Here is a 21,988-nt window from a genome sequence, read left to right on the forward strand (position 1 = left end):
GAAAAAGCCTCATAGCTATTTTTATGTCTTTATTTTATATACATATATACGCGAATTCATCTAAAGTGAATTTTAAAAAAGAGCCAACACACCTAGATTAGGTATGTTGGCTCTGTAATTTATCTATTCTTTTTGCTCTTTTGATTTTGGACCAGGCTTATATTCGTACTCAGAAGGTTTCACTTTTTCGAAATCTGGGTTGTCATAGAATCTCAATAAGTCACCATTAATCAAATCATCACTCATTTGTAGATCTTTTTCAGCCTGTTGTTTACGTTTCTCGAAATCTTCAGGTTTTTTTGTTACTGGTTCATTGTTTTTATTATTATAAATTCTACCATTAACATATTTATAATCTTTCGTTATAAAGTCACCATTTCTGAATGGTACTGTGTCGTTATGATCTTTCGATAACATGTCTGTCCCCATCATTAGGTAATTCTTAGTATCAATACCCATTAAATGAAGCAGTGTAGGCATAACGTCTGCTTGACCAGCGTAAGTTTCATCTACTGTGCCTTCTTTGCCTGGTATTTTCAACCAGAAACCAGTACGGTTTAAGTCAGTAAATTTAGCTGGTGTAATTTCTTCACCTAATAATTTTTCCATAGCTTTATTATGGTTTTCAGAAATACCATAGTGGTCACCGTAAATCATTATAACAGAATCATCATAAATACCTTTTTTCTTCAATTCATTAACAAATTCTTCTAGTGATTCATCTAAATATCTAGCTGTTTGAACATAGCCATCTACCGTTGAATCCCCAGTATTTGGTGATTCTATTGTTGCATCCTCTGGTGATACAGTGAATGGATAATGGTTTGTTAATGTAATTAAATGACTGTAGAATGGTTCTTTTTCTTTAGCTAAGTAATCTGCTGATTCTTCAAAGAATTCTTTATCTTTAAGACCTAGATTCTCAAGATTTTCTTCAGACATATCATAATATGTCGCATCATAGAATTTATCTATACCAAAGTGTCTATAAACTTGATCACGGTTCCAGAATGTTTTGTAATCACCATGCATTACATTAGATGTATAACCTTGTTTTTGATCAAGAATTGCTGGCAATGATTGGTAAGTGTTATCACCTTTCAATGAAAAGGCTGAACCTTGTGGTAAACCGAATAAACTATTATCCATTGTAAACTCTGAGTCTGATGTTTTACCTTGACCCGTTTGATGGAAGAAGTTTGGATAATATCTATAACCTGCATTCCCTGATGATAATTTATTTAAGAATGGTGTTACTTCTTCGCCATTTACTTTTTTATCAATTAAGAAAGTTTGGAAACTTTCTAAGTGTATTTTAATAACATTTTTCTTTTTACCTGCACCAAAATACTCTTGATTTGGTTCAACTCGTTTTTGCTTCGAATAATTTAACACTTTAGTTAAATCATCTTCATTTGCTAAAGCTTTTTGCTGATTGTTTTGAATTGTTTTCACACCATCATAGACAGTGAAATTATATGGTCCTAAATATTTAACTAAATATTTGTGATCAAATGTACGTGTTAATAATTCAGGACGATCTGATTCTGCAAAAGCTAGATTCAGGAAGAATAACGCAATTGCAGCTGCCATAACTACTGGCACAAACTTTTTACTGAATACACGTTTATCTAACCATTTTTGTTTAAATATCAAGATAAAAAGGTAAATGATTGTATCAATAAAGTATACAAAGTCATACCATTTGAATGAAGCTGTCACTGCGCCGCCCATTGATTCAACATTTCCAACTTGGTTCAATGTACTAAACGTTATGAAATCAGAGAAGAACCTGAAGTAAACAACGTTCGCGTATAGTAGGAAAGTTAAAATAAAGCCACCAATAAAGATAAACCAGAATGCTTTCTTTCCTTTAAAGAATAAGAAAATACTTAATACTAAAGCGATTAAACTGTATGGATTCATTAATAGGATTAGGTTTTGTACTAACCCTTTAACACCTAAAGAAAAATCAACATAATATGAAAAATACGTTTTAAATGCGACAGTGAGCACGGTCAGAATAAAAAACGCAAAAAGAGTTAATTTCTTTTTGTGTAGACTCATGTTTGTTTCCCCCGATATAGATTAATATAGGTTGGAAAATAATCCATACCTAGTAAAAAAATGGCAAAGTTACTGTGATCATATGTTGTTAGCGATATTAGTATCCCTAACTATACAAAGGTCGTTATTGGCAAAAGTTATCTTCTTTAGGTTATGTTCTTTAAAATCCTAAACAGCTGTGTATGTAATTTAAATTTCTATACACTAGAATTTTATTAGCTTGTTCAATTGTGAACTAAAGTTATAGTTTTAAAATTTTAAGTTTTATATTCTAATTAGAAACTTTTCATTTGTCTATATAGTGTAAATTGCGTAAACGTTTTCGTTTATCGATTAACGTCATCTTCACAATTTTTATCGTTTTGTAATGTTTCCGTAACAAAACGCATATAGTTCAATGTATAAATATAAAGCAATTCTGGTCAAATTTCAAGTAAAAACACACTTTCAAACGTAATTTAACGTTTTGCTCTTGTTTTGTTAAAGGCTTGTTAATGGGCTGTGAATATATCATTAAGAAATAATATGCTTTTTAATTATACGCTGTTTGTTTTTTATATTAATCAGACTAGAGTCGTATATGAAATGAATTTTTATTTTAATATTTTATGAAATAATAATACCGTTCTATAAAACATGTTACAAAAATTTTAAAAGTTATACCTCTATACGCACTATTAAAAAAAAGCCGTAACCCTCACACAATTATCTTGAGGCGTTACAGCTTATCAGTAACCATTATATTATCCTTCAATTAGTAATATACATAGACCTTCTATTTTTTATTTCAACATCTCTAACTGCATTCTATATTCAATACCATGAAACAATTGGTTTAACCAATTTGTATATTTAATTAAATTCTTTTCTGCAGTTTCAATATCTATAAACTGGAATTTTAATTTTGTACCTTGATGCTTTTGCCCTAGCTTAGTTAAATGATAACTCGCAATTGTCCCAATTTGTGGGTAACTACCTATTGTGTAGTGGTCATTGAGTAAAATAATCGGTGTGCCATCTCTTTTAACTTGTATCGTGCCTATTTGTACAGATTGATGCGCTGGCATATCTTCATAAAAAGCCTTCACGGGTTGTCCTTCTACATACATCCCGACTCTATTCGCTTTACTCGTGACTTTATATTCCCCAAGCGTAAAGTGACTTAATGCTTCTTGTTCAAAGTCTTCTGTCCCTTTATTTTTAATGACATGAAAAACATCTGACATATAATTAAAGGAAAGTGCGTAACCATCAATGCCCCAGTCTGTTTGATGTTTTTCTTCTAGATTTTCAAACAATTTAAGGTGGCGTTCAGTGTAGTCACGTTTCATATTAATTTCGTCACCTTTTTGCAATTTACGTCCATGAAAACCGCCAATTTTCACTTTAAAGTCAGTTGAGGTTGAACCTAACCACTCATCTAATTCCAAACCACCACCGATTGCTAAATATACTCTAGATGTGCGATTTGTCTCTGTAAATACAAGTACGTCACCTTTTTCCATTAAGTACAACTTATTTGGTAATACTTTCATATGTTCTGTTTTAGCTTTAAAACTACCACCACTTAATGCAATCAATGTTGATTCAGTAAAGCGAATGCTCGACATTCTATTTGTCATCTCTAACGTAGCTTCACGTTTATCATTTGCAACGAGTCTGTTCGCTATTTCATGGGATAACGGATCTAGTGCGCCGCCAGGAATAACGCCGTTGTGCTCATAGCCTTTACGCCCAAAATCTTGGAAACTTGAGAATAATCCTTCACCTTCTATTATGATTGACATGGTTCAAAGCCTCCTAAATCCAGCGTTTCTTCTGTTATTGCGTTAAATGTAACGTTATCGCCTAATTTTAGCTTAGTAAAATCAGTTTCTTCTGGGTCAAATAAGCGAATGGGTGTGTAGCCAATGACTAACCAATCGCCATAGGTATCTATTGTAGTAATACCTGTCTTTTTCCCTTCTATAACGACAGAGCCTGCTGGAATAAACGTTTTTTTGCCACCTGTGTGATTAACAAACAGGCGCTTATCCATTCCGGTAAGATAAGGAAATCCAGGTGTAAAACCCATCATTGAGACAAAATACGTATGTTTAGTATGCAGCTTCACAAATTTTTCAAAATCTAATTTGTAATGCGTTAATAAAGCTGCTAAATCAGGACCAAATTCTCCCCCATAAATAACTGGAATTTCCATTGGCTCAATCTCTTGCGCTTCGTGTTTAATCTCTAATTGCACGGTTTGCATTAATGCATTCATATATAAAAATGGTGATTTAATATTGTAGTGTTTAATCATATCTCGCGCATCATAACAAATCATCATATCTGATTCAGTAGGTACAATTTCGGTTATAAAAGGATAGTCTTTTTCTAATAAATACGTTTTTAATGCTAATAAATCTTCTGTTAAATCCTTAGAGACTTCTTTTTCAATAGAAACTACAATTGCTTGGTCTCCCTGGCTATATATTTTCATAGGCTCACCTCTTATATTCTTACTAACGATAAAACACATTTAATCCTTGTACCAAATAACCCACAAGTGCTTTCACTAGAAAATAGACTACTACAAATTGAATCATGCAAGAGATTGTAATTACGAATCTTGCAATATAAATCTGTTGTTTTTTCAGCAAACGGTTTACATACCATTTTGAAAGCAAGGTTATTAAAATCATTGTCAGTATCCAAACCAATATCATCGTTATGCCTCACTCGCTGTTTATAATTTATTACGTAATTATTTAAGTGCACCCTTGTCTATAGTCTATTAGGATTACTTGTGTATCACTGGATTTAATACTATGATACGCCTTATCACGCGTATGCAAATCAAAGGCTAATTTGTCACAACTCTCATATTTTCACGTTGCCGTTTTCTATAATGGTCACCATCTCTGAATTCATGGCAAACCCAATGTTTATACTTTCTATATTCTATAGATAAATTTCAACCTCGGCAACCTCTCGCAAACTATTTATAAGAAAAACCTGTATCTGATTTTTCAATATTTTATCTTTAAAATCGTTTATATTGTAATTTTTTTGCGATAATTTCTCATCATCTATAAGTGATTGTCTCATACAGCCACGTAAGAAATCTTCATTATATAGAGGTGTATAATAGCATCCACCTTCTTTTATCATGAGATTTCCAATATCGAATTCTAATAATTTCCCATTAGAATCATATAACAGCACTAGGTCAGTCTGATGATTATGTGATAAATGTTTTCTAACGGTTGTTTTATTTATTAATTCGGGTTTATTTACATTATCTGCTAAAGGTACTAATTTTGCGGTAAATTTATTTTTATCAGATAATGCTGCAACAACATAATCTAGTGAACCATCTTGGTCTAATAATATTTTTATACGATACACACCTGTAGGATAGTCATTCATTAACATTTCGATTAACTGATTCCATTTCGCTTCATCCAAGTCAAATTTAAGTTGCTCAGCAGACTGTTTTATTCGTTTTTTGTGATAAGGCAAGCGCGGAAACTTACCTTCTTCCAAACGCATTGTTTCAAATAACTGCATTATAATCTCTCCAGTATTTTTGTTTTATCCTTAAATTCTTGTACTTCATCTTCAGGATTAGAGTCTATGGTAATACCTGCGCCTACACCATATATAGCTTGGTCATCTATATATTGAATCGTTCGAATAGGCACATTGAAAATAGACTTTCCGTCTGGCAACAGCAAGGCAACTGTACCACAATAACCATTTCTCGGAGTTTGCTCTAACTTTTTAATATATTTCATGGTATTGATTTTTGGTGCTCCTGTAATAGAACCGCACGGAAATAATGCTTTTAAAATGTGTATGAGTTTAGTCTCTTGAGGTAAAGTCCCTGTGACCATCGACGTCATTTGAAATACAGTGCTGTAGCGTTCTATATGAAATGGTTTATAGACTTTTACAGTTCCTGTCTCTGCGATACGACTAATATCATTTCGTAACAAGTCCACGATCATGACATTTTCCGCTTTATCTTTAGCTGAATACATTAACGTATGTAAATTTTGCTGGTCTTGCGTTTCAGAATGCCCTCTAGCTATAGTGCCTTTCATGGGTTTACTTAATAATACATCTTTCCGATTTTCAAACGGTCCACGTTGAAAAAATAATTCTGGTGAAAGTGAAGCTAACTGTACTTCATCTGTATCTATTAAAGCAGAATAAAAGCCATGATTTTGACGCTGTAACACTTCATATAATGTAGCAATCGGATAATGTATATCATCAGTCAAACGTGTCGTATAATTCACTTGATATGTATTACCTTCAATGATTGCAGATTGAACTGCTTTAATATGGGTGATTAATTGTGATTTATTTAATTGAAATTTAAAATCACATTTTGGTATGTATCGTTCTTTTTTGTCAGTTAATGTTATATCTTCCTTTTTGTCGAAAACATAAGCAGCTGCAAAAACATATTCATCCTTTATTTGTACTGTAGCCATCTGTTCATTGAAAAAAGGCGCCGCTTCATAGGGTAAATACAATGCTACATAACCACCTTGGCATTGATGCATTTCTGCAAATTGTATAACACTTCCTACTTCGTCTAAGTGATATGCGATTAATTTATCTTTACACTGCGTAAATTGGTATTCGTGGGTTTCATATTCTGATTCGTCTAATAAATAGCGATAATTAAATTGTATTTGCATGAGCACCCTCCACGATTTCTATAAATAATTTTATTTGTTCAATGCCACATTCACTCAGGATAGATTCAGGATGGTACTGTACACCATAAACAGGTAATGTTTGGTGTGCACATGCCATAATGATACCTTCTTGATTCGTTGCTGTGATTTTTAATGTTTTTGGAAATGTCTCAGTATCAGCAATCAAAGAATGATATCGCATAACATAAAATGTATCGGCTAAACCTTTAAAAATACCACTATTATCATGTTGAATTTGAGTTGTGTGACCATGAATCGGTTTATAACCTTTTATAATATCTCCACCAAAATAAGTCACTAATTGTTGAAATCCTAGACATACACCTAGAATTGGAATTTGTTCTAAAAAAACTTTTATAACCTCATTTAATATAGGATAATCATCAGGTGATCCTGGTCCTGGAGAAATAACGATAGCATCAGGAGAAATTTGCGTAATCTTCTCCATAGAAACTTCTTCAACATCTACCACATTAACTGATCCACTGAAACTTTGCTTAATATAGTCTACAATATTGTATGTAAATGAATCTTTATTATCAATGATTAGTATCATTTCATCACCTCTTTATGTATCTTTCACTATCTATTATACTCATTATCCCAAATCTCAACTTGATTTTACAGTTTAAATGTATTATTCTTATCACCGTATAAATGAATATAAAGAGGTTCCTAGCTGACACCCTCTATAAAAAACTAGACACGTAAACAACGTCTATCTTTTTTATAAGGATAGGCGTTTTTTTATGGTGTCATAGCGAAATTGAGTAAAAGCTAGTATGACATTATTAAGGAGTGCAAGATATATGACGCAACAATCTTTAAACAGTAATAAAGCCATCGTCGTTTTCAGTGGAGGACAAGATAGCACAACTTGCCTATTTTGGGCAAAGCAACATTATGACGATGTCGAATTAGTAACATTTGAATATGGTCAAAGACACGATACAGAAATTAAAGTAGCTAAGCAAATTGCTGAAGCACAAAATGTAAAACATCACATATTAGATATGTCTTTACTTTCTCAACTTACACCAAACGCATTAACACAGCATGATATGGATATTGAAGTTGGCGAAGACGGCGTGCCAAATACGTTTGTACCGGCCAGAAATCTTTTATTCTTATCATTTGCAGGTGCGCTCGCATATCAAACAAATGCGAAACATATTATTACTGGCGTTTGTGAAACTGATTTCTCTGGATACCCTGACTGTAGAGATAGTTTTATTAAATCAATGAATGTTACTTTATCGCTATCTATGGATAAAGATTTCGTTATACACACACCATTAATGTGGTTAGATAAAAAAGAAACTTGGGCACTAAGTGATGAACTTGGCGTACTAGACTATATTAGATACAATACGCTCACTTGCTACAATGGCATTGTTGGTGAAGGTTGTGGAGAATGTCCTGCTTGTGAATTAAGAGCACGAGGTTTAGACGCTTATCTAAAAGAAAAAGGAGCTGAATAACATGTTCCAACAAAATTACCCTAGCGTTCAACATCCTTACAGCTTTGAGCTTAATAAAGACTTCAACTTTTCTGCAGCCCATTATATTCCTAGTGAAGATGCTGGAAAATGTATGCGTACACATGGTCATACCTACTTCGTAAATTTAACAATTGGTGGCGATACATTAGATCATAATGGTTTTTTAGTGAATTTTAGTGACCTAAAAAAATTAGTTCATGACCAATTCGACCACCATTTACTCAATGATTTACCTCAATTCAAAGGTAAAAGTCCATCAACCGAAATCGTTGCACAGACAGTTTATGAAATGGTGCAAGCTTCATTAAATGAACGAGACAACCAGCCTAAATGTCTACAAGTTTATGTTAGAGAAACACCTACGAGTTATGTTGTCTATAGACCAAAGGAGTCCAAATATGAGTAAAATTCCTGTTTTAGAAATCTTCGGTCCAACAATTCAAGGTGAAGGCCGTGTGATTGGACGAAAAACGATGTTTGTTCGCACAGCTGGTTGCGATTATCGTTGTAGTTGGTGTGATTCTAGCTTCACTTGGGATGGTAGTGCCAAAGAAGATATACGCATGATGACCGCTGAAGAAATATACGACTCACTTTATGAAATTGCTGGTGAATCATTTAATCACGTCACAATTTCTGGAGGTAACCCTGCTCTGATTAAAGGCATTCAGGATTTAGTCGATCTTTTTGAAACTAAAAACATTTATAGCGCATTAGAAACACAGGGGAGTAAATTCCAACCTTGGATGACACAAATTGATGACTTAACTATTAGTCCGAAACCCCCAAGTTCAAAAATGAAACCTAATCTACCAATATTAGATGAAGTTATCAAAAATTGTATACCTGCTTCTTTAAATTTAAAAGTTGTAGTATTTGATGACCAGGATTACGATTTTGCTAAAATGATACACCATAGATACCCTACGATTCCTTTTTATTTACAAGTAGGTAATCCCTACCTAGATGGTGATTACGTCGAATCACATACCGAAAAGTTATTATCATTATATGAAACACTCGTCGACCGTGTCATGACAAGTAGTGATATGAATAATGTTTATGTCTTACCACAGCTACATACATTACTATGGAGTAACAAAAAAGGTGTTTAAATTGAGTATTTCGTCCGATACGTTGTATAATGCTTCTTATCCGTATAACGGTGTCTCTATTTTTAGTGACTTTAAATCGTTAGGATAACTATCACTGCTAATATATAAAAGGAAAAAAATTTGTTTCTATTTAACCTAATATTTTTATGTAAATTTAAATAATTAATTGTTATTAAATGATTAACGTAATATTAATTGGTATAATGTTGCAGTGAAGTATCTAGGTTAGGAGAGCAACATGCTAATAAATATAATTATAAATATAGCTGCGGTATTAATTATTCTCGGAATTGGTTTATATCGTCAGAATTTCAAACAACTTAAGTTTAGCTCTATACTCATTGCTTTATCTGTAAATGGTCTCATCAATTTATTTCTCGTCGGTGAATATGACTACATCGCATTTTATACAAGTGCGCAACTCATCATTTGGACCATATTACAATTGTATATAAATAGAAAAGTAACTGTATACGTTATAACAGACCAAAAATTCATTGCGGTTGTTCTTACTATTATAATGAGCACATCCTTAATACTTACTTATAGTACAAGTCATGATTCATTTTATATGTCTATTCCTTATTTAGCCCCAGCCATTTTTATCATAGGCGCTATCATGCTTTTTTATAGCACATTTCAACCAAAGGAAAAAGAACAACTTAAATTTATGAATCGTATTCGACGCCCTATCTTTATCGGTCAAATATTAATTATTGCATCGTCGTCAGTAATGACGCTATTAACGCCTTATTGGTATGCTTTTGTAATTATTCATTTATTGTTTATATCATTCTTATTATGGCAGAATATATTTTCTTCACATAAATGATTAACCTTTTATATTTTGTGGTATAGATTAGAAGTCGAACGAATAATAAAGGAGGCAAATCAATATGGGCTTTATACTTATGTTAATAGTCGGTGGTTTAATCGGTTGGATAGCTGGTGCTATCGTAGGTAAAGATATACCAGGTGGTATTTTAGGTAATATTATCGCTGGTATTGTAGGTTCAGCGCTAGGCTCTTGGTTACTTGGTGATTGGGGTTGGCATTTAGGTGGCATCGCGATATTCCCAGCACTTATCGGGACAATCATTCTAGTAGCAATTGTTTCATTTATTTTCGGTAAGTTACGTAAAAAATAAAAGCAAAAAGTAAAATTACTAATCTAAAACATTAATAATTTAAATCAAGGAAATAAACCAAATGCCTTTGTAGCATTTGGTTTATTTTTTTAGTTATGCAACACCTTGAGTCAATCTTTGTTCCTCAATTTTATTATTTAATTCCTATTGAAAATGGCATTGATTTGAATCAACTCCTGACGAATTAATAAAGTACTAGCCGAAGTCTAAAGGCTAAAGCTGTGCTCTCAGAAAAGCGCATACAAAAAAATGCCAACAAAGTCAGAAACTTTGTTGACACTCTATAACAACCTAAATTTTATCTGCTTTTAACAAGTTTTTTCTCTTCTTCGTCTTCTTTAACCTTACTTTCATAATTTTGATTATGTTGTTTGAAACGCTCATTCATATCTTCTTCAAAGCTACGCTCTACTTTTTGACTCGAGCAATTTAAGTTCGATGCCTGTACAATATATTTCGGGCGTTGTTTGACCTCGTAATAAATACGTCCAATATATTCTCCAACGATTCCAATTGAAATCATTTGTATACCACCTAGTAGTAATATCGCAGCAATAGTGGAGAAATAACCTGGTGTTTCAATGCCATTAAACACAATGCCTGCAAAACTATAACCGATATACAACAAACTGATAAAGAACACAATAAAACCAAGATAAATCATTGCACGTAAGGGTTTGTTGTTAAAGGATATCAAGCCATCTATACCGTAATTTAATAATTTACCAAATGACCATTTAGATTCTCCGTCTTCTCTTTCTACGTTTTCGTAAGTAAACACTTTGGTGTTATATCCAATCCATTCATATAGCCCTTTTGAAAAGCGGTTGTATTCATCTAATTCAGTCAATGAATGCACTGCACGTTGACTCAGTAATCTGAAATCGCCAACACCATCTTCCAATTTAATATCCTCTACAAAATGATTAATCATTTTGTAATACAATTTTGTCATAAATTTTCTAGCTGGTTTTTCGTTCTTTCTGTCACGCTTCGCAACAACTTGATCATAACCGTCCATATAGCCAGCAATCATTTGGGGTATTAATTCAGGCGGGTGTTGTAAATCAGCGTCTATCATAATTGCTGCGTCACAGTCTTTACTATTTTGGAAACCTGCAATCATTGCAGATTCTTTTCCAAAATTACGACTAAACGAAATAAATTTCACATGGTCATCTTTAGTCGCTACATCTTGAATAAATTTTATTGTTTGATCTTTACTACCATCATCTACAAATAGTAAATCGTAGTCATATTGATGATATTGACTATCTTTTGATAATATTTCAGTCAAACGTTGATAAGTCTTTAATACTACTTCACCTTCATTATAACAGGGTACTATAACTCTTATTTGCATATTAAACACCTTCATTTCAATTACTTCAATTTCACTTTATCAATTTTTATCACTATATTGCTATACTAACCAATTAGATTTACACAATCTTTATATAGCCTTAATATTCATTGCTCAAACTTAACTTAGTCAACTTGTTTTTTAAAAATATCTAGTTATTTAGGTTAAATACATCTTAAAAAAACAGAGCAAAATGATTTAAGCGTTACAAAATAAGATAAAACCTTGAAATTTAAATGTGGTTACTAATATTGTTCGGTATTAAAATTATTAAAAGTTATAATTTGTAACTTTAGTCTATCAACTATTTGATGAATTTGGAAACAAAACCCTTTATTATCGCTACTAGAACTATTTGAAACCCTCTTGTTTTTATACATTTATAAACATATCGTTTGTTTTAAGTGCTGATAACTAATGCATAGTAAGGGCCAGAGACTACAAGTTCGAGCCTTATTATAAAAAATTAGACAAACATGCACTTAAAAAAAATTTAAAAAGCTTAAATTAAAAGCACCAATCTATTAAAAAAACTAATAGATTGATGCTTTCTATTTAAGCTTGTAAGATTTACGTCCTAGGTTGTGTTATCAATTCTTATTTTAAACTACCTATACGTACTTTATCTGGATCATTTCCTTGACGGTCATCACAATTCAAACGATCTATCTCAGCGATGTCTGTCAATTCCAAATTAAAGTCGAAAATATCATAGTTTTCTTTAATGCGTGCTGGTGTTTTTGATTTTGGAATAATTAAGCGATCATGTGACAAATGCCAACGTAATACAATTTGGGCTGGCGTTTTACCATAACGGCTTGCCATCTCTGTGATCAATTCATGTTCTAATAAACCTCTATTTCTCATCAGTGGCATCCATGCTGTCACAGCGATATCATGCTTATCACAAAAAGTTTGTAGTTCATGTTGATTGAAATATGGATGCACCTCTATTTGATTCACAGCAGGTACAATGTCAGTTTGCGACATTAATTTTTCTAAATGGTGCGCATTAAAGTTACAAACACCTATTGCACGAACTTTGCCCTCTTCATATAGTTTTTCCATGGCTTTATAAGTTTCAACAAATAAACCATCCGCTTCACATGGCCAGTGTATTAAAAATAAATCTAAATAATCAGTACCTAAGTTTTCTATTGATTTTGTGAAAAAATTGATTGTATTGTCATAACCTTGATAATCATTCCAAATTTTTGATGTAAGAAATAAATCTTCACGCGGTATCTCAGATTGTTTTAATGCATTACCTAATGCTATTTCATTTTTATAAAAATAAGCGGTATCAAATGCACGATAGCCCGCTTCTATGGCAGCTGTTACTGCAGGTTCCATTTCTTCATCTGTAATTTTATATACTCCAAGACCCACTCTCGGCATTGGATAACCATTATTTAAATAATACACGTCTTCTAACATGATTTAATCCCCCTTCAACTAAGTTGAAATTATTTTAAAGATATATCGTTATACTCTGTTCATTATAGCAATACATAATACTTGAATCACGCATATTTATTCCAATATCAACACTCCACTATTATGTTCATATAACGACAGTGATTAGAGCCGATTTATGTGAAAAAAGATACAAAAAAAGCTATCGACAAAATCAGAGACTTTATCGATAGCTTAAATGTATAAGACAATGATTAATCGTTATCTTCATCGTCTTCATTATTTTCAGGTGTCGGACGTGTTGCATTGTATTCAACTTCTAATAAAACAGTAATAATTTGATGGTTATCGACTTCAGACATGATCCAACGATCATATTCCGTATCGACATAATCGTTTTGTTGTAAGTTTGTATTATGTGCTTGCAACCAACCACCGATTGTATCAATGTCTTCAGAATCAGCAAATTCAATGCCGAGCTCATCATTTAAATCGTCTAATAATACACGACCACTAATTTGATATCTGCTGTCCGTTACTTTTACAACATCGTTTACTTCATCGTCATCAAATTCATCACGAATTTCACCAACGATTTCTTCTAAGATGTCTTCCATCGTTAAGATACCTGCCGTACCACCATATTCATCAATAATCAAACTGATATGAACATGTTCACGTTGCATACGTACTAACGCATCACTTATACGTGTCGTTTCAGAAATCATTGGTAAATCATGAACGTAATTACCTACTTTAATAGGTTTACCTGAAGCATATTCTGTTAAAAACTCTTTTACATTAAGAAAACCTTTCACATGATCTTTGTCCCCATCTTCTGTAATCGGGTAACGTGTGAATTGATGTTCTTTAATCGTGTCTAACAGTTCATTTACATTAAACGGTTCGTTCAATGTAGCCATTTGTGTACGTGGCACCATGATGTCTTTGGCTTGTCTCTCATCAAATGAGAAGATATTTTGCATATAAGCCAATTCTGTTTGGTTTATTTCTCCACCGTTATAACTATTGTTTATTATAATTTTTATTTCTTCTTCTGACATTGCATCGTTATTTGCATCAGGATCTACTCCGAACATACGTATAATCATTCTTGAAGAACCATTCATTAGCCAGATTAACGGTTTCATAACAGCGCCGAAGTAATACAATGGTCTAGCATATATCAACGCTACTTTCACAGTATGTTGAATGGCCAAAGTTTTTGGTGCCAATTCACCGAGTACTACGTGCAAGTAGGTCACAATGATAAATGCGACAATAAATGAAATTGTCGTTGTTAACGCTTCAGGTAAATTAACTGCTTCAAATAATGGATGCAATAATTTACTGAAGGTCGGTTCACCTAACCAACCTAATCCTAAAGATGTCACTGTAATACCCAATTGACATGCTGATAAGTAGTAGTCCAAGTTTTTAATCATTTTTTTCACTATACGTGCATTACCATTGCCTTCTGCTACGAGTTGTTCAATTTTTGTCGCGCGGACTTTCACTAATGAAAATTCCGATCCTACGAATACCGTTGTTAATGCTATTAAAAAAACAAATAATGCTAAATTTATTATGGTCACAGTTTCCAATTAGTTCCCTATTTCTAGGGATTCACCTCCAAATATCGTGTCACAATAGATGACCGTACATAAGATTCATTGCTATGTTGCATTTTCATGTTATATACTAAATCCTTCCCATTGGTGACACCTCCCGAAAAATACGCATTTCTTCTATTTTATCACAATCTTAAGTCATCATGTAAATTGTACGTATGAAATTTTATTTCTCTAACTTAACATTTAAACGCAAATTTTCAGTTGCGTCAACTTTTTGATTCAATTTACACTTTACATAATACATTTTAAAATGAGTTAAATTCCAGTTTGTTATTAAGAAAATTTGTGTATTGCGCCTGCTTTTATAGTAGTTTGAACTGTAATTTCATCATCTACAATAACGATGTCTGCGTCTTTCCCAACCTTCAAACTTCCTTTTTGCGATTCGATATTTAATGCAATTGCTTGATTTAAACTTGTTACACGCCATAAATTATTTAGTGTATCACCTGTGTATTGTATTAGATTTTTCAGCCCTTCATTCATTTTCAGTATGCTACCCGCAAGTGCGCCAGATGCTAACCGAGCTTCAGAACCTTTTACAATAACATTTTGGCCACCTAAATCATATTCACCATCTGGCATACCTTTCGCTCTCATTGCATCAGTAATTAAGAAAAAGCGTGTGTTTCCCTTTTGTTTATAAGCAATTTGTATCGCTGTAGGGTGTGAATGAATACCGTCCACGATAAGTTCAGTACTTAAGCTATCATTTGTCCACGCCGCACCAAAAACGCCTGGTTCTCTATGCTCGAATGGTGTTCCAGCATTATATAAATGTGTCACATGTTTAGCCCCACGTGCTACCGCTTCATTTGTCTCATCAAAAGTTGCAACCGTATGCCCAATAGAGAAACGTATTTGATTATGTAACGCTTCTAATGTTTCATGAGCACCTTCAACCTCAGGTGCAAATGTAATCACTTTAATTTGGTTGTTCGCTGTTTTTTGAAATTGTTGTACTTTCTCTATAGACGGTCTTTGTACATAGGCTGGATTTTGCGCTCCTACTTTATGTTCAGAAATAAATGGTCCTTCCAAATGTATACCTACGATGTCAGCTGCTTTTAGAACGTCTTGTTGTTTCTGATATTCAATGATGTTTTCTAATGCTTTTGTAATATTATCATCCGACTGTGTCATTGTTGTTGCTAAGAAACTTGTCGTTCCTTCAGATAATAGTGATTCTGCTAAATGTTTCAACCCTTCATATGATGCATCCATTGCGTCTTCTCCATAACCACCATGCATATGGATATCTATAAAACCTGGTAAAACATGCTGACCTTGAGCATCATAAGTTGTTAACGCACCTTCATAATCCCCCTTGCCTATATCAGTAATTTTATCGTCCTTAACAATAATATATCCTCGCTCTATTAGTTCTGCTTCAGTATAAATTCTCCCATTTTCAATCACATATTCAGCCATTTTCTCTACCTTCTTTTCTTTGTTTTACGCTATGTGTCTATTTCAGCATTTCGTTTCCATTTTACCAAACTTAAGTCCTTTATTATATTCAAAAGTTTTTGAATTTCAGTATCACATATAAATAAAAACCAGCAGAAATACTCATTAACTTGTGAGCTTCTACTGGTTTTTCTATATTTATTCAATTTATAAAGCTTGATGCTTTAGTTAGCTATAACTTAAGAACTTTGTATTTCTTCTTCTGTCACTTTTGGTTTTAACAAACCATAAATGATTGCTCCTACGATAGATCCTATAATAATCGCAATGAGTGATTGTATCACGTGGCTGAAATCAGTACCTACTATAACAAAGATGCCGCCATGTGGTGCTTGAATTGAAGAACCTAGTCCTAACGCGATTGCACCTGCAACCCCTGAACCTACCATCATTGATGGAATGACTCTTAGTGGATCAGCTGCCGCAAATGGAATTGCACCTTCTGTAATGAAAGATAACCCCATTACATAGTTTGGTGCGATAGAGCCTTTTTGTTCTTTAGTGAATTTCTTGCGGAAAATTAACATCGCTGTTGCAATTGCGATTGGAGGTACCATACCACCAATCATCGCTGCTGTAATTGGTGCAGCATTGCCTTCCGTTAACGCTGCAGTCGCAAATACGTATGCCGCTTTATTAAATGGTCCACCCATATCGATAGCCATCATTGCACCAATGACTAATCCTAAGAGCATAATATTCGTTCCTGATAAACCTTCTAAACCATTAAGTAGTAAATTATTCAACCACGACGCTGGAGGGTTTAATACATAAACCATTACTAAACCTGTGATTGTTACTGATAATACTGGGAAAATTAATGTAGGTTTCAAACCTTCTAATGATTGAGGTAAACCGCTTGAAAGTTTCTTAATACCTTGTGTTAAATAACCTGCTAAGAAACCTGCAAGAATACCTCCGATAAACCCTGCATCACCTGAAATGGCTAACATACCACCAACTAAACCAGCTGCAAAACCTGGTTTATCTGCAATACTACGCGCGATATAACCTGCGAGAATTGGGATAATTAACGCAAAGGCACTCTGATTACCAATATTCCATAATTGTTCAGCAAATGCATTATGCTCAGAACTATTTGGATCATACGAGTTTGGTCCAAATAAGTAGGCGATTGCCATTAAAATACCACCGGCAATAACAAGCGGTAACATATTGGAAACACCATTCATTAAGTGTTTATAAATTGTTTTACCAAAGCCTTGTTTTTCATTACTTCCAGACTGATTTGACGCTTTATGATTGCCTTTGGCTACAAATGGTTTACGAGAAGTGTCTTGTGCTATATTGATCAGTTCTTCAGGGCGTTTAATACCATCTGCAACTGGTACTTCCACAACATTTTTACCATCAAAACGGTCTGTTTCCACATTTACATCTGCTGCAACAATAACACCAGTTGCGCGACGAATATCTTCATCAGTAATGTGATTTTTAATGCCGCCTGAACCATTCGTTTCAACTTTTATTTTTACGTTCATTTTTTCAGCTTGCTTTTTCAAAGCATCACGAGCCATGTAAGTATGTGCGATGCCTGTCGGACATGCTGTAACAGCTAAGATATAGGGGTCATCTGAATCTGTTGCTGTCGTTGTCGCAGCTACTTCTGCTTCCTCTTCTTCAGTTGCTTCATCATCTGCTTTATCTATAATTTGAAGCACTTCTTGTGGAGAATTTGCATGAAGTAAATCTTCACGCACTTTTTCATCCATTAAAATACCTGATAGCTTAGCTAATGCATCTAAATGTGTTTGTGCTCCACCTTCTGGCGCTGCAATCATAAAGAATAAATGTGCAGGTTGCATATCCAAACTTTGATAATCAACACCTGTTTTGGATTTACCAAACGCAATCGCCGGTGTGTCTACTGCCGCTACTTTTGCATGAGGTATCGCGATGCCTTCACCAATACCTGTAGTACTTTGAGATTCACGGTTATGAATCGCTTCTTTAAAAGTTGTTACATCATTGAGTTTGCCAGCTTTATCAAGCTGCTTCACTAACTCATCAATAACACCGTTTTTCTCTGTTGAAGAAAGGTCCATTGCAATTGTATCTTTTGTTAATAACTCAGTTATTCTCATCTAATTCACTCCCACCTAATGTTGTAATCATCACTTGTGACTTAATATTTTCAATAGACGCTCTCGTTGCTAAGTCATCGTTAAATGCTGTTGCCGTCCCAGCCGATACAGCTTGTTTAAATGCTTCTTTAATAGATAAACCAGAATTCAGCCCTGCAACCATCCCCGCTACAGTACTATCACCTGATCCCACTGTATTTACTACTTGTCCATTTGGTACAAGTGCTTTATAACTTTGTTGCTCATCTACATATACAGCTCCATCTCCACCAAGAGAGATAATGACTGAAGTGGCACCCATTTTCAAAATTTCACGCCCATAGCTCATTACCTCTTTATCTGAAGTGATGGTCGTATCGAACATCACTTCTAATTCATCTTTATTTGGTTTGATAAATAATGGGTGATATTTTAAAACGGATTCAACGAGTTCTTTTTCAGCATCAACGACTAGTTTTGCGCCTGTATCTTGCGTAATTTCCGCAATTTGTTCGTATGCGTTAGCAGGTACACTTTTAGGAATACTACCCGCAACAATAACTGTGTCGTGTTCTGAAGTATCTCTGATTTGTGTTAATAAGGATTCAAATTGCACCTTAGTGATATTAGGTCCTGGTGCATTAATTTCAATTTCATTACCTGTTTTCAATTTGACATTAATACGTGTATCTTCACCGACATGTACAAAATCTGTATCAATTTCTGCTTGTTTTAATGTTTCTTCAATAAATCTACCTGGAAATCCACCTGTAAAACCTAACGCTGTAGATTGGACACCTAATGTTTTCAAGACCCTTGAAACGTTTATACCCTTACCACCTGCAAATTTATTTGTTTCAGTTGCTCTGTTTAACCCATTAAGCTCAAATTCATTTGAAAACATAATGTAATCAATAGAAGGATTAAAAGTTACTGTATAAATCATAATGTTCCTCCAATAAAATTATATTTTTCAGCATAATATTGAAAAGTCACGCCTTGCATCGCTTTTGCAGAAGTGACTAAGGCCACATTCTCTAGTAAAGGCACATGTGCGAAATATACTTTTTCATATTTAGCATGGTCTACTAATACATAAACTTGCGTTCCTAATTCCATAGCATGATGCTTTATGATTGCTTCTTGTTCATCTGGTGTAGTCAGTCCATATTTCATGTCAATGCCGTTCATACCGAGAAACACTTTATCAAAACGATAACGATTCAGCGTCTTCAATGCACTCGCACCTACTGTCGCAAATGTTGTTGCTTTAACTTCTCCACCAAGAATGAGTGTTCTAATACCTCGTTTTAGTAATTCTTCTACGTGCGTTAAACCATTTGTTACTACAATAATGTCATTTGCATTAATATATGGGATCATTTCTAAAGTTGTTGAACCCGCATCTAAAAACACACAATCGTCATCATCTATTTGGCTCGCTGCTAATCTCCCAATTTCTTGTTTTTCTCTTAGATTGGTACTTCTTTTATCAGCCAAATTAGGTTCTAATAAAGATGATTGATTTAGCTTTGCGCCGCCATGTATTCTTTTTAACTTTCCCATTTGTTGCAATTTTGATAAATCGCGACGAACTGTTGAGGCACTACTACCTGTTCGATCAATCAGTTCTTGTAGTGTTAAAAAGTCTTTTTGTGACAATTCAGCCAATATTAACTCGTGGCGTTTTTCCGTGATCATCGCTTCACCTCATCTCAACACTATTATAATGTTTCCGTTTTCATTTTTCAATCATTATTTACCAAAAACAATCAAAAACAATCAAAAATATGACACATTCTTTTCAAAATCTCTTCATTTAGCTATCTGCTTTAAAAATAAAATCAGTTTTCATTTATTTCATAAAACAAAAAAACCATAAAGCAGGAAATAATCCGTTACTTTATGGTCATTAGCTTAATGATATTTAATTATGTTCATCATGCGTCACTTTTTTAACTTTTGCTCGTGTTGTTTTAATTAAATGCGCTACATTTATTTTAATTTGTGTACCACGTGCTCCACCACTGACATAGATAGCCTCCAACTCTTCAACTTGTGTATCAATAATTGTTAGGAATTGCCGTTTCATACCAATCGGGGAACAGCCGCCACGGACGTAGCCAGTCACTTTTTTTAAATCATCAAGTGGCATTAAATGTAATTTCTTTTCATTAACTGCTTGCGCTGCTAACTTCATATCAAGAGAGGCATTTACAGGAATAATAAATACAAAGTGCGCATGCTTAGCATTTTCTAACACGAGTGTTTTATACACTTGTGCTACATCTACACCGACTTTTTCAGCTACAGTCTTTCCATCCATATGACTTTCTGATACCTCGTAAGTATTGACGCAATACTCAATTTTCAATCGATCGAGCATACGCATTGCATTTGTTTTAACTTCCTTCATTACAACACCTCATATCATATGTTGGTAATAGTTCACTAAGTTATAACTGATATCAATCATACTTTTATCTAAAATCTAATATTTATTTATCTAAGTCTAAGTTTTTTATAAAACGAGTTAATTCTTCATGCATAGATTCATCTTTCAAAGCAAATTCAATCGTAGTTTTCACAAAACCTAATTTTTCACCTACATCAAATCGATCGCCTTCAAAGTCGTAAGCATAAACTTGATCGTGTTTATTTAATCTTTCAATTGCATCCGTAAGTTGAATTTCTCCACCTGCACCTTTGCTTTGAGTTTTTAAATAATCGAAAATATCAGCTGTAAGAACATAGCGACCCATAATTGCCAAATTAGACGGTGCAGTGCCTTGTTTTGGTTTTTCAACGAATTGATTCACTTCATATTTTCTACCTAATTTTTCTAATGGATCGATGATACCATAGCGATGCGTTTGGTTTTTTTCTACTTCTTGTACTCCGATGACAGACTTTCCAGTTTCTTCATAAGCTTCTATCAATTGTTTAATCGCTGGATTATCAGATTCAACAATATCATCACCTAAAAGCACAGCAAATGGCTCATCACCTATAAATTGACGTGCGGAATAAATAGCATGACCTAAGCCTTTTTGCTCTTTTTGTCTTACATAAAATATATTGGCAAGTTCTGTAGAATATTTAACTTTTTCTAGTAAGTCCGTTTTTCCTTTGTCTTGTAAGATCATTTCTAATTCTTTTTGATTATCAAAATGGTCTTCAATTGCACGTTTATGTTTACCAGTAACTATAATGATATCTTCGATGCCTGCACGTGCTGCTTCTTCGACTATGTATTGGATTGTAGGTTTGTCTAATATAGGCAACATTTCTTTTGGCATAGCCTTCGTAGCTGGTAAAAACCTTGTTCCTAAGCCAGCTGCAGGTATGATTGCTTTTTTTATCTTTTTCAAAAATGCTCATCCTTTTCATTAAAATATTTTAACTCTGGTTTATATAGAACTCACTCATTTCAATTGATAATATTATCATAACATTGATACTTATTGCTTTATA

The 21,988-nt window shown here is 33.6% G+C and carries 21 protein-coding genes; 5 read left to right on the top strand and 16 right to left on the bottom strand.

Translation table 11 applies throughout. The annotated features are described in order from the left end of the window. Positions 1–123: 123 nt before the first annotated feature. From ltaS to AAA453_RS12605, 7 genes are all read right to left on the bottom strand, one after another. Positions 124–2,067: a polyglycerol-phosphate lipoteichoic acid synthase LtaS gene (gene ltaS, locus AAA453_RS12575; RefSeq protein WP_069833308.1), complete on the bottom strand. Its 1,944-nt coding sequence runs from the start codon at positions 2,065–2,067 to the stop codon at positions 124–126. 782 nt (positions 2,068–2,849) lie between these two features. Then, positions 2,850–3,854 carry a biotin-dependent carboxyltransferase family protein gene (locus AAA453_RS12580; protein ID WP_069815316.1) on the bottom strand — a complete coding sequence of 335 codons (1,005 nt, stop codon included), beginning with the start codon at positions 3,852–3,854 and terminating at the stop codon, positions 2,850–2,852. Further along, on the bottom strand, positions 3,842–4,549 hold the full coding sequence (pxpB, locus tag AAA453_RS12585) for a 5-oxoprolinase subunit PxpB (RefSeq protein ID WP_069815315.1): 708 nt from the start codon (positions 4,547–4,549) through the stop codon (positions 3,842–3,844). The genes AAA453_RS12580 and pxpB overlap by 13 nt, the downstream gene beginning before the upstream one ends. Before the next feature lie 22 nt (positions 4,550–4,571). Beyond that, on the bottom strand, positions 4,572–4,775 hold the full coding sequence (locus AAA453_RS12590; protein WP_069815314.1) for a hypothetical protein: 204 nt from the start codon (positions 4,773–4,775) through the stop codon (positions 4,572–4,574). A gap of 235 nt (positions 4,776–5,010) precedes the next feature. Beyond that, positions 5,011–5,619, bottom strand: coding sequence for an aminotransferase class IV (locus AAA453_RS12595; protein ID WP_069833307.1), 609 nt, complete (start codon positions 5,617–5,619; stop codon positions 5,011–5,013). Further along, the gene (locus tag AAA453_RS12600; RefSeq protein ID WP_069833306.1) at positions 5,619–6,761 is read right to left on the bottom strand and encodes a chorismate-binding protein; all 1,143 of its coding nucleotides are present in this window, start codon (positions 6,759–6,761) and stop codon (positions 5,619–5,621) included. Before AAA453_RS12600 ends, AAA453_RS12595 begins: the two co-directional genes overlap by 1 nt. Further along, a complete protein-coding gene (locus tag AAA453_RS12605) occupies positions 6,745–7,338 on the bottom strand; it encodes an anthranilate synthase component II (protein WP_069833305.1) in 594 nt (197 codons plus the stop codon). The genes AAA453_RS12600 and AAA453_RS12605 overlap by 17 nt, the downstream gene beginning before the upstream one ends. Before the next feature lie 253 nt (positions 7,339–7,591). Here AAA453_RS12605 and queC point away from each other — a divergent pair, with 253 nt between their 5' ends. The 5 genes from queC to AAA453_RS12630 all read left to right on the top strand — a co-directional run bounded on the left by queC (position 7,592) and on the right by AAA453_RS12630 (position 10,547). Next, complete coding sequence (gene queC / locus AAA453_RS12610) at positions 7,592–8,263, top strand: 7-cyano-7-deazaguanine synthase QueC (RefSeq protein ID WP_069833304.1); 672 nt, start codon at positions 7,592–7,594, stop codon at positions 8,261–8,263. 1 nt (position 8,264) lies between these two features. Continuing rightward, a complete protein-coding gene (queD, locus tag AAA453_RS12615) occupies positions 8,265–8,690 on the top strand; it encodes a 6-carboxytetrahydropterin synthase QueD (RefSeq protein WP_069815303.1) in 426 nt (141 codons plus the stop codon). Next, positions 8,683–9,399 (top strand): 7-carboxy-7-deazaguanine synthase QueE, encoded by a 717-nt coding sequence (gene queE, locus AAA453_RS12620; protein ID WP_069833303.1) that lies wholly within the window; start codon positions 8,683–8,685, stop codon positions 9,397–9,399. Before queD ends, queE begins: the two co-directional genes overlap by 8 nt. A gap of 238 nt (positions 9,400–9,637) precedes the next feature. After that, the gene (locus tag AAA453_RS12625; RefSeq protein ID WP_069833302.1) at positions 9,638–10,231 is read left to right on the top strand and encodes a hypothetical protein; all 594 of its coding nucleotides are present in this window, start codon (positions 9,638–9,640) and stop codon (positions 10,229–10,231) included. A gap of 64 nt (positions 10,232–10,295) precedes the next feature. Next, positions 10,296–10,547: a GlsB/YeaQ/YmgE family stress response membrane protein gene (locus tag AAA453_RS12630; RefSeq protein ID WP_069833301.1), complete on the top strand. Its 252-nt coding sequence runs from the start codon at positions 10,296–10,298 to the stop codon at positions 10,545–10,547. A gap of 298 nt (positions 10,548–10,845) precedes the next feature. On the opposite strand, the gene AAA453_RS12635 is transcribed toward AAA453_RS12630, so the two are convergent. The 9 genes from AAA453_RS12635 to galU all read right to left on the bottom strand — a co-directional run bounded on the left by AAA453_RS12635 (position 10,846) and on the right by galU (position 21,885). Further along, positions 10,846–11,910 (bottom strand): glycosyltransferase family 2 protein, encoded by a 1,065-nt coding sequence (locus tag AAA453_RS12635; RefSeq protein ID WP_069833300.1) that lies wholly within the window; start codon positions 11,908–11,910, stop codon positions 10,846–10,848. 597 nt (positions 11,911–12,507) lie between these two features. Further along, complete coding sequence (locus tag AAA453_RS12640) at positions 12,508–13,347, bottom strand: aldo/keto reductase (protein ID WP_069832681.1); 840 nt, start codon at positions 13,345–13,347, stop codon at positions 12,508–12,510. A 233-nt stretch (positions 13,348–13,580) separates the two neighbouring features. Beyond that, the gene (locus AAA453_RS12645; RefSeq protein ID WP_285323633.1) at positions 13,581–14,930 is read right to left on the bottom strand and encodes a hemolysin family protein; all 1,350 of its coding nucleotides are present in this window, start codon (positions 14,928–14,930) and stop codon (positions 13,581–13,583) included. Positions 14,931–15,233: 303 nt separating this feature from the next. Further along, on the bottom strand, positions 15,234–16,391 hold the full coding sequence (nagA, locus tag AAA453_RS12650; protein ID WP_427705278.1) for an N-acetylglucosamine-6-phosphate deacetylase: 1,158 nt from the start codon (positions 16,389–16,391) through the stop codon (positions 15,234–15,236). Positions 16,392–16,609: 218 nt separating this feature from the next. After that, positions 16,610–18,535, bottom strand: coding sequence for a PTS fructose transporter subunit IIABC (locus tag AAA453_RS12655; RefSeq protein WP_069832679.1), 1,926 nt, complete (start codon positions 18,533–18,535; stop codon positions 16,610–16,612). Continuing rightward, positions 18,522–19,460: a 1-phosphofructokinase gene (pfkB, locus tag AAA453_RS12660; protein ID WP_427705280.1), complete on the bottom strand. Its 939-nt coding sequence runs from the start codon at positions 19,458–19,460 to the stop codon at positions 18,522–18,524. The genes AAA453_RS12655 and pfkB overlap by 14 nt, the downstream gene beginning before the upstream one ends. Then, the gene (locus AAA453_RS12665; RefSeq protein ID WP_002508332.1) at positions 19,457–20,215 is read right to left on the bottom strand and encodes a DeoR/GlpR family DNA-binding transcription regulator; all 759 of its coding nucleotides are present in this window, start codon (positions 20,213–20,215) and stop codon (positions 19,457–19,459) included. Before AAA453_RS12665 ends, pfkB begins: the two co-directional genes overlap by 4 nt. 226 nt (positions 20,216–20,441) lie before the next feature. Then, on the bottom strand, positions 20,442–20,930 hold the full coding sequence (gene ybaK / locus AAA453_RS12670) for a Cys-tRNA(Pro) deacylase (RefSeq protein WP_069832677.1): 489 nt from the start codon (positions 20,928–20,930) through the stop codon (positions 20,442–20,444). Positions 20,931–21,012: 82 nt separating this feature from the next. Continuing rightward, on the bottom strand, positions 21,013–21,885 hold the full coding sequence (gene galU, locus AAA453_RS12675; RefSeq protein WP_069832676.1) for a UTP--glucose-1-phosphate uridylyltransferase GalU: 873 nt from the start codon (positions 21,883–21,885) through the stop codon (positions 21,013–21,015). Positions 21,886–21,988 lie beyond the last annotated feature (103 nt).

It is taken from the genome of Staphylococcus parequorum (assembly GCF_039237145.1).
Lineage (GTDB): Bacteria > Bacillota > Bacilli > Staphylococcales > Staphylococcaceae > Staphylococcus > Staphylococcus equorum_A.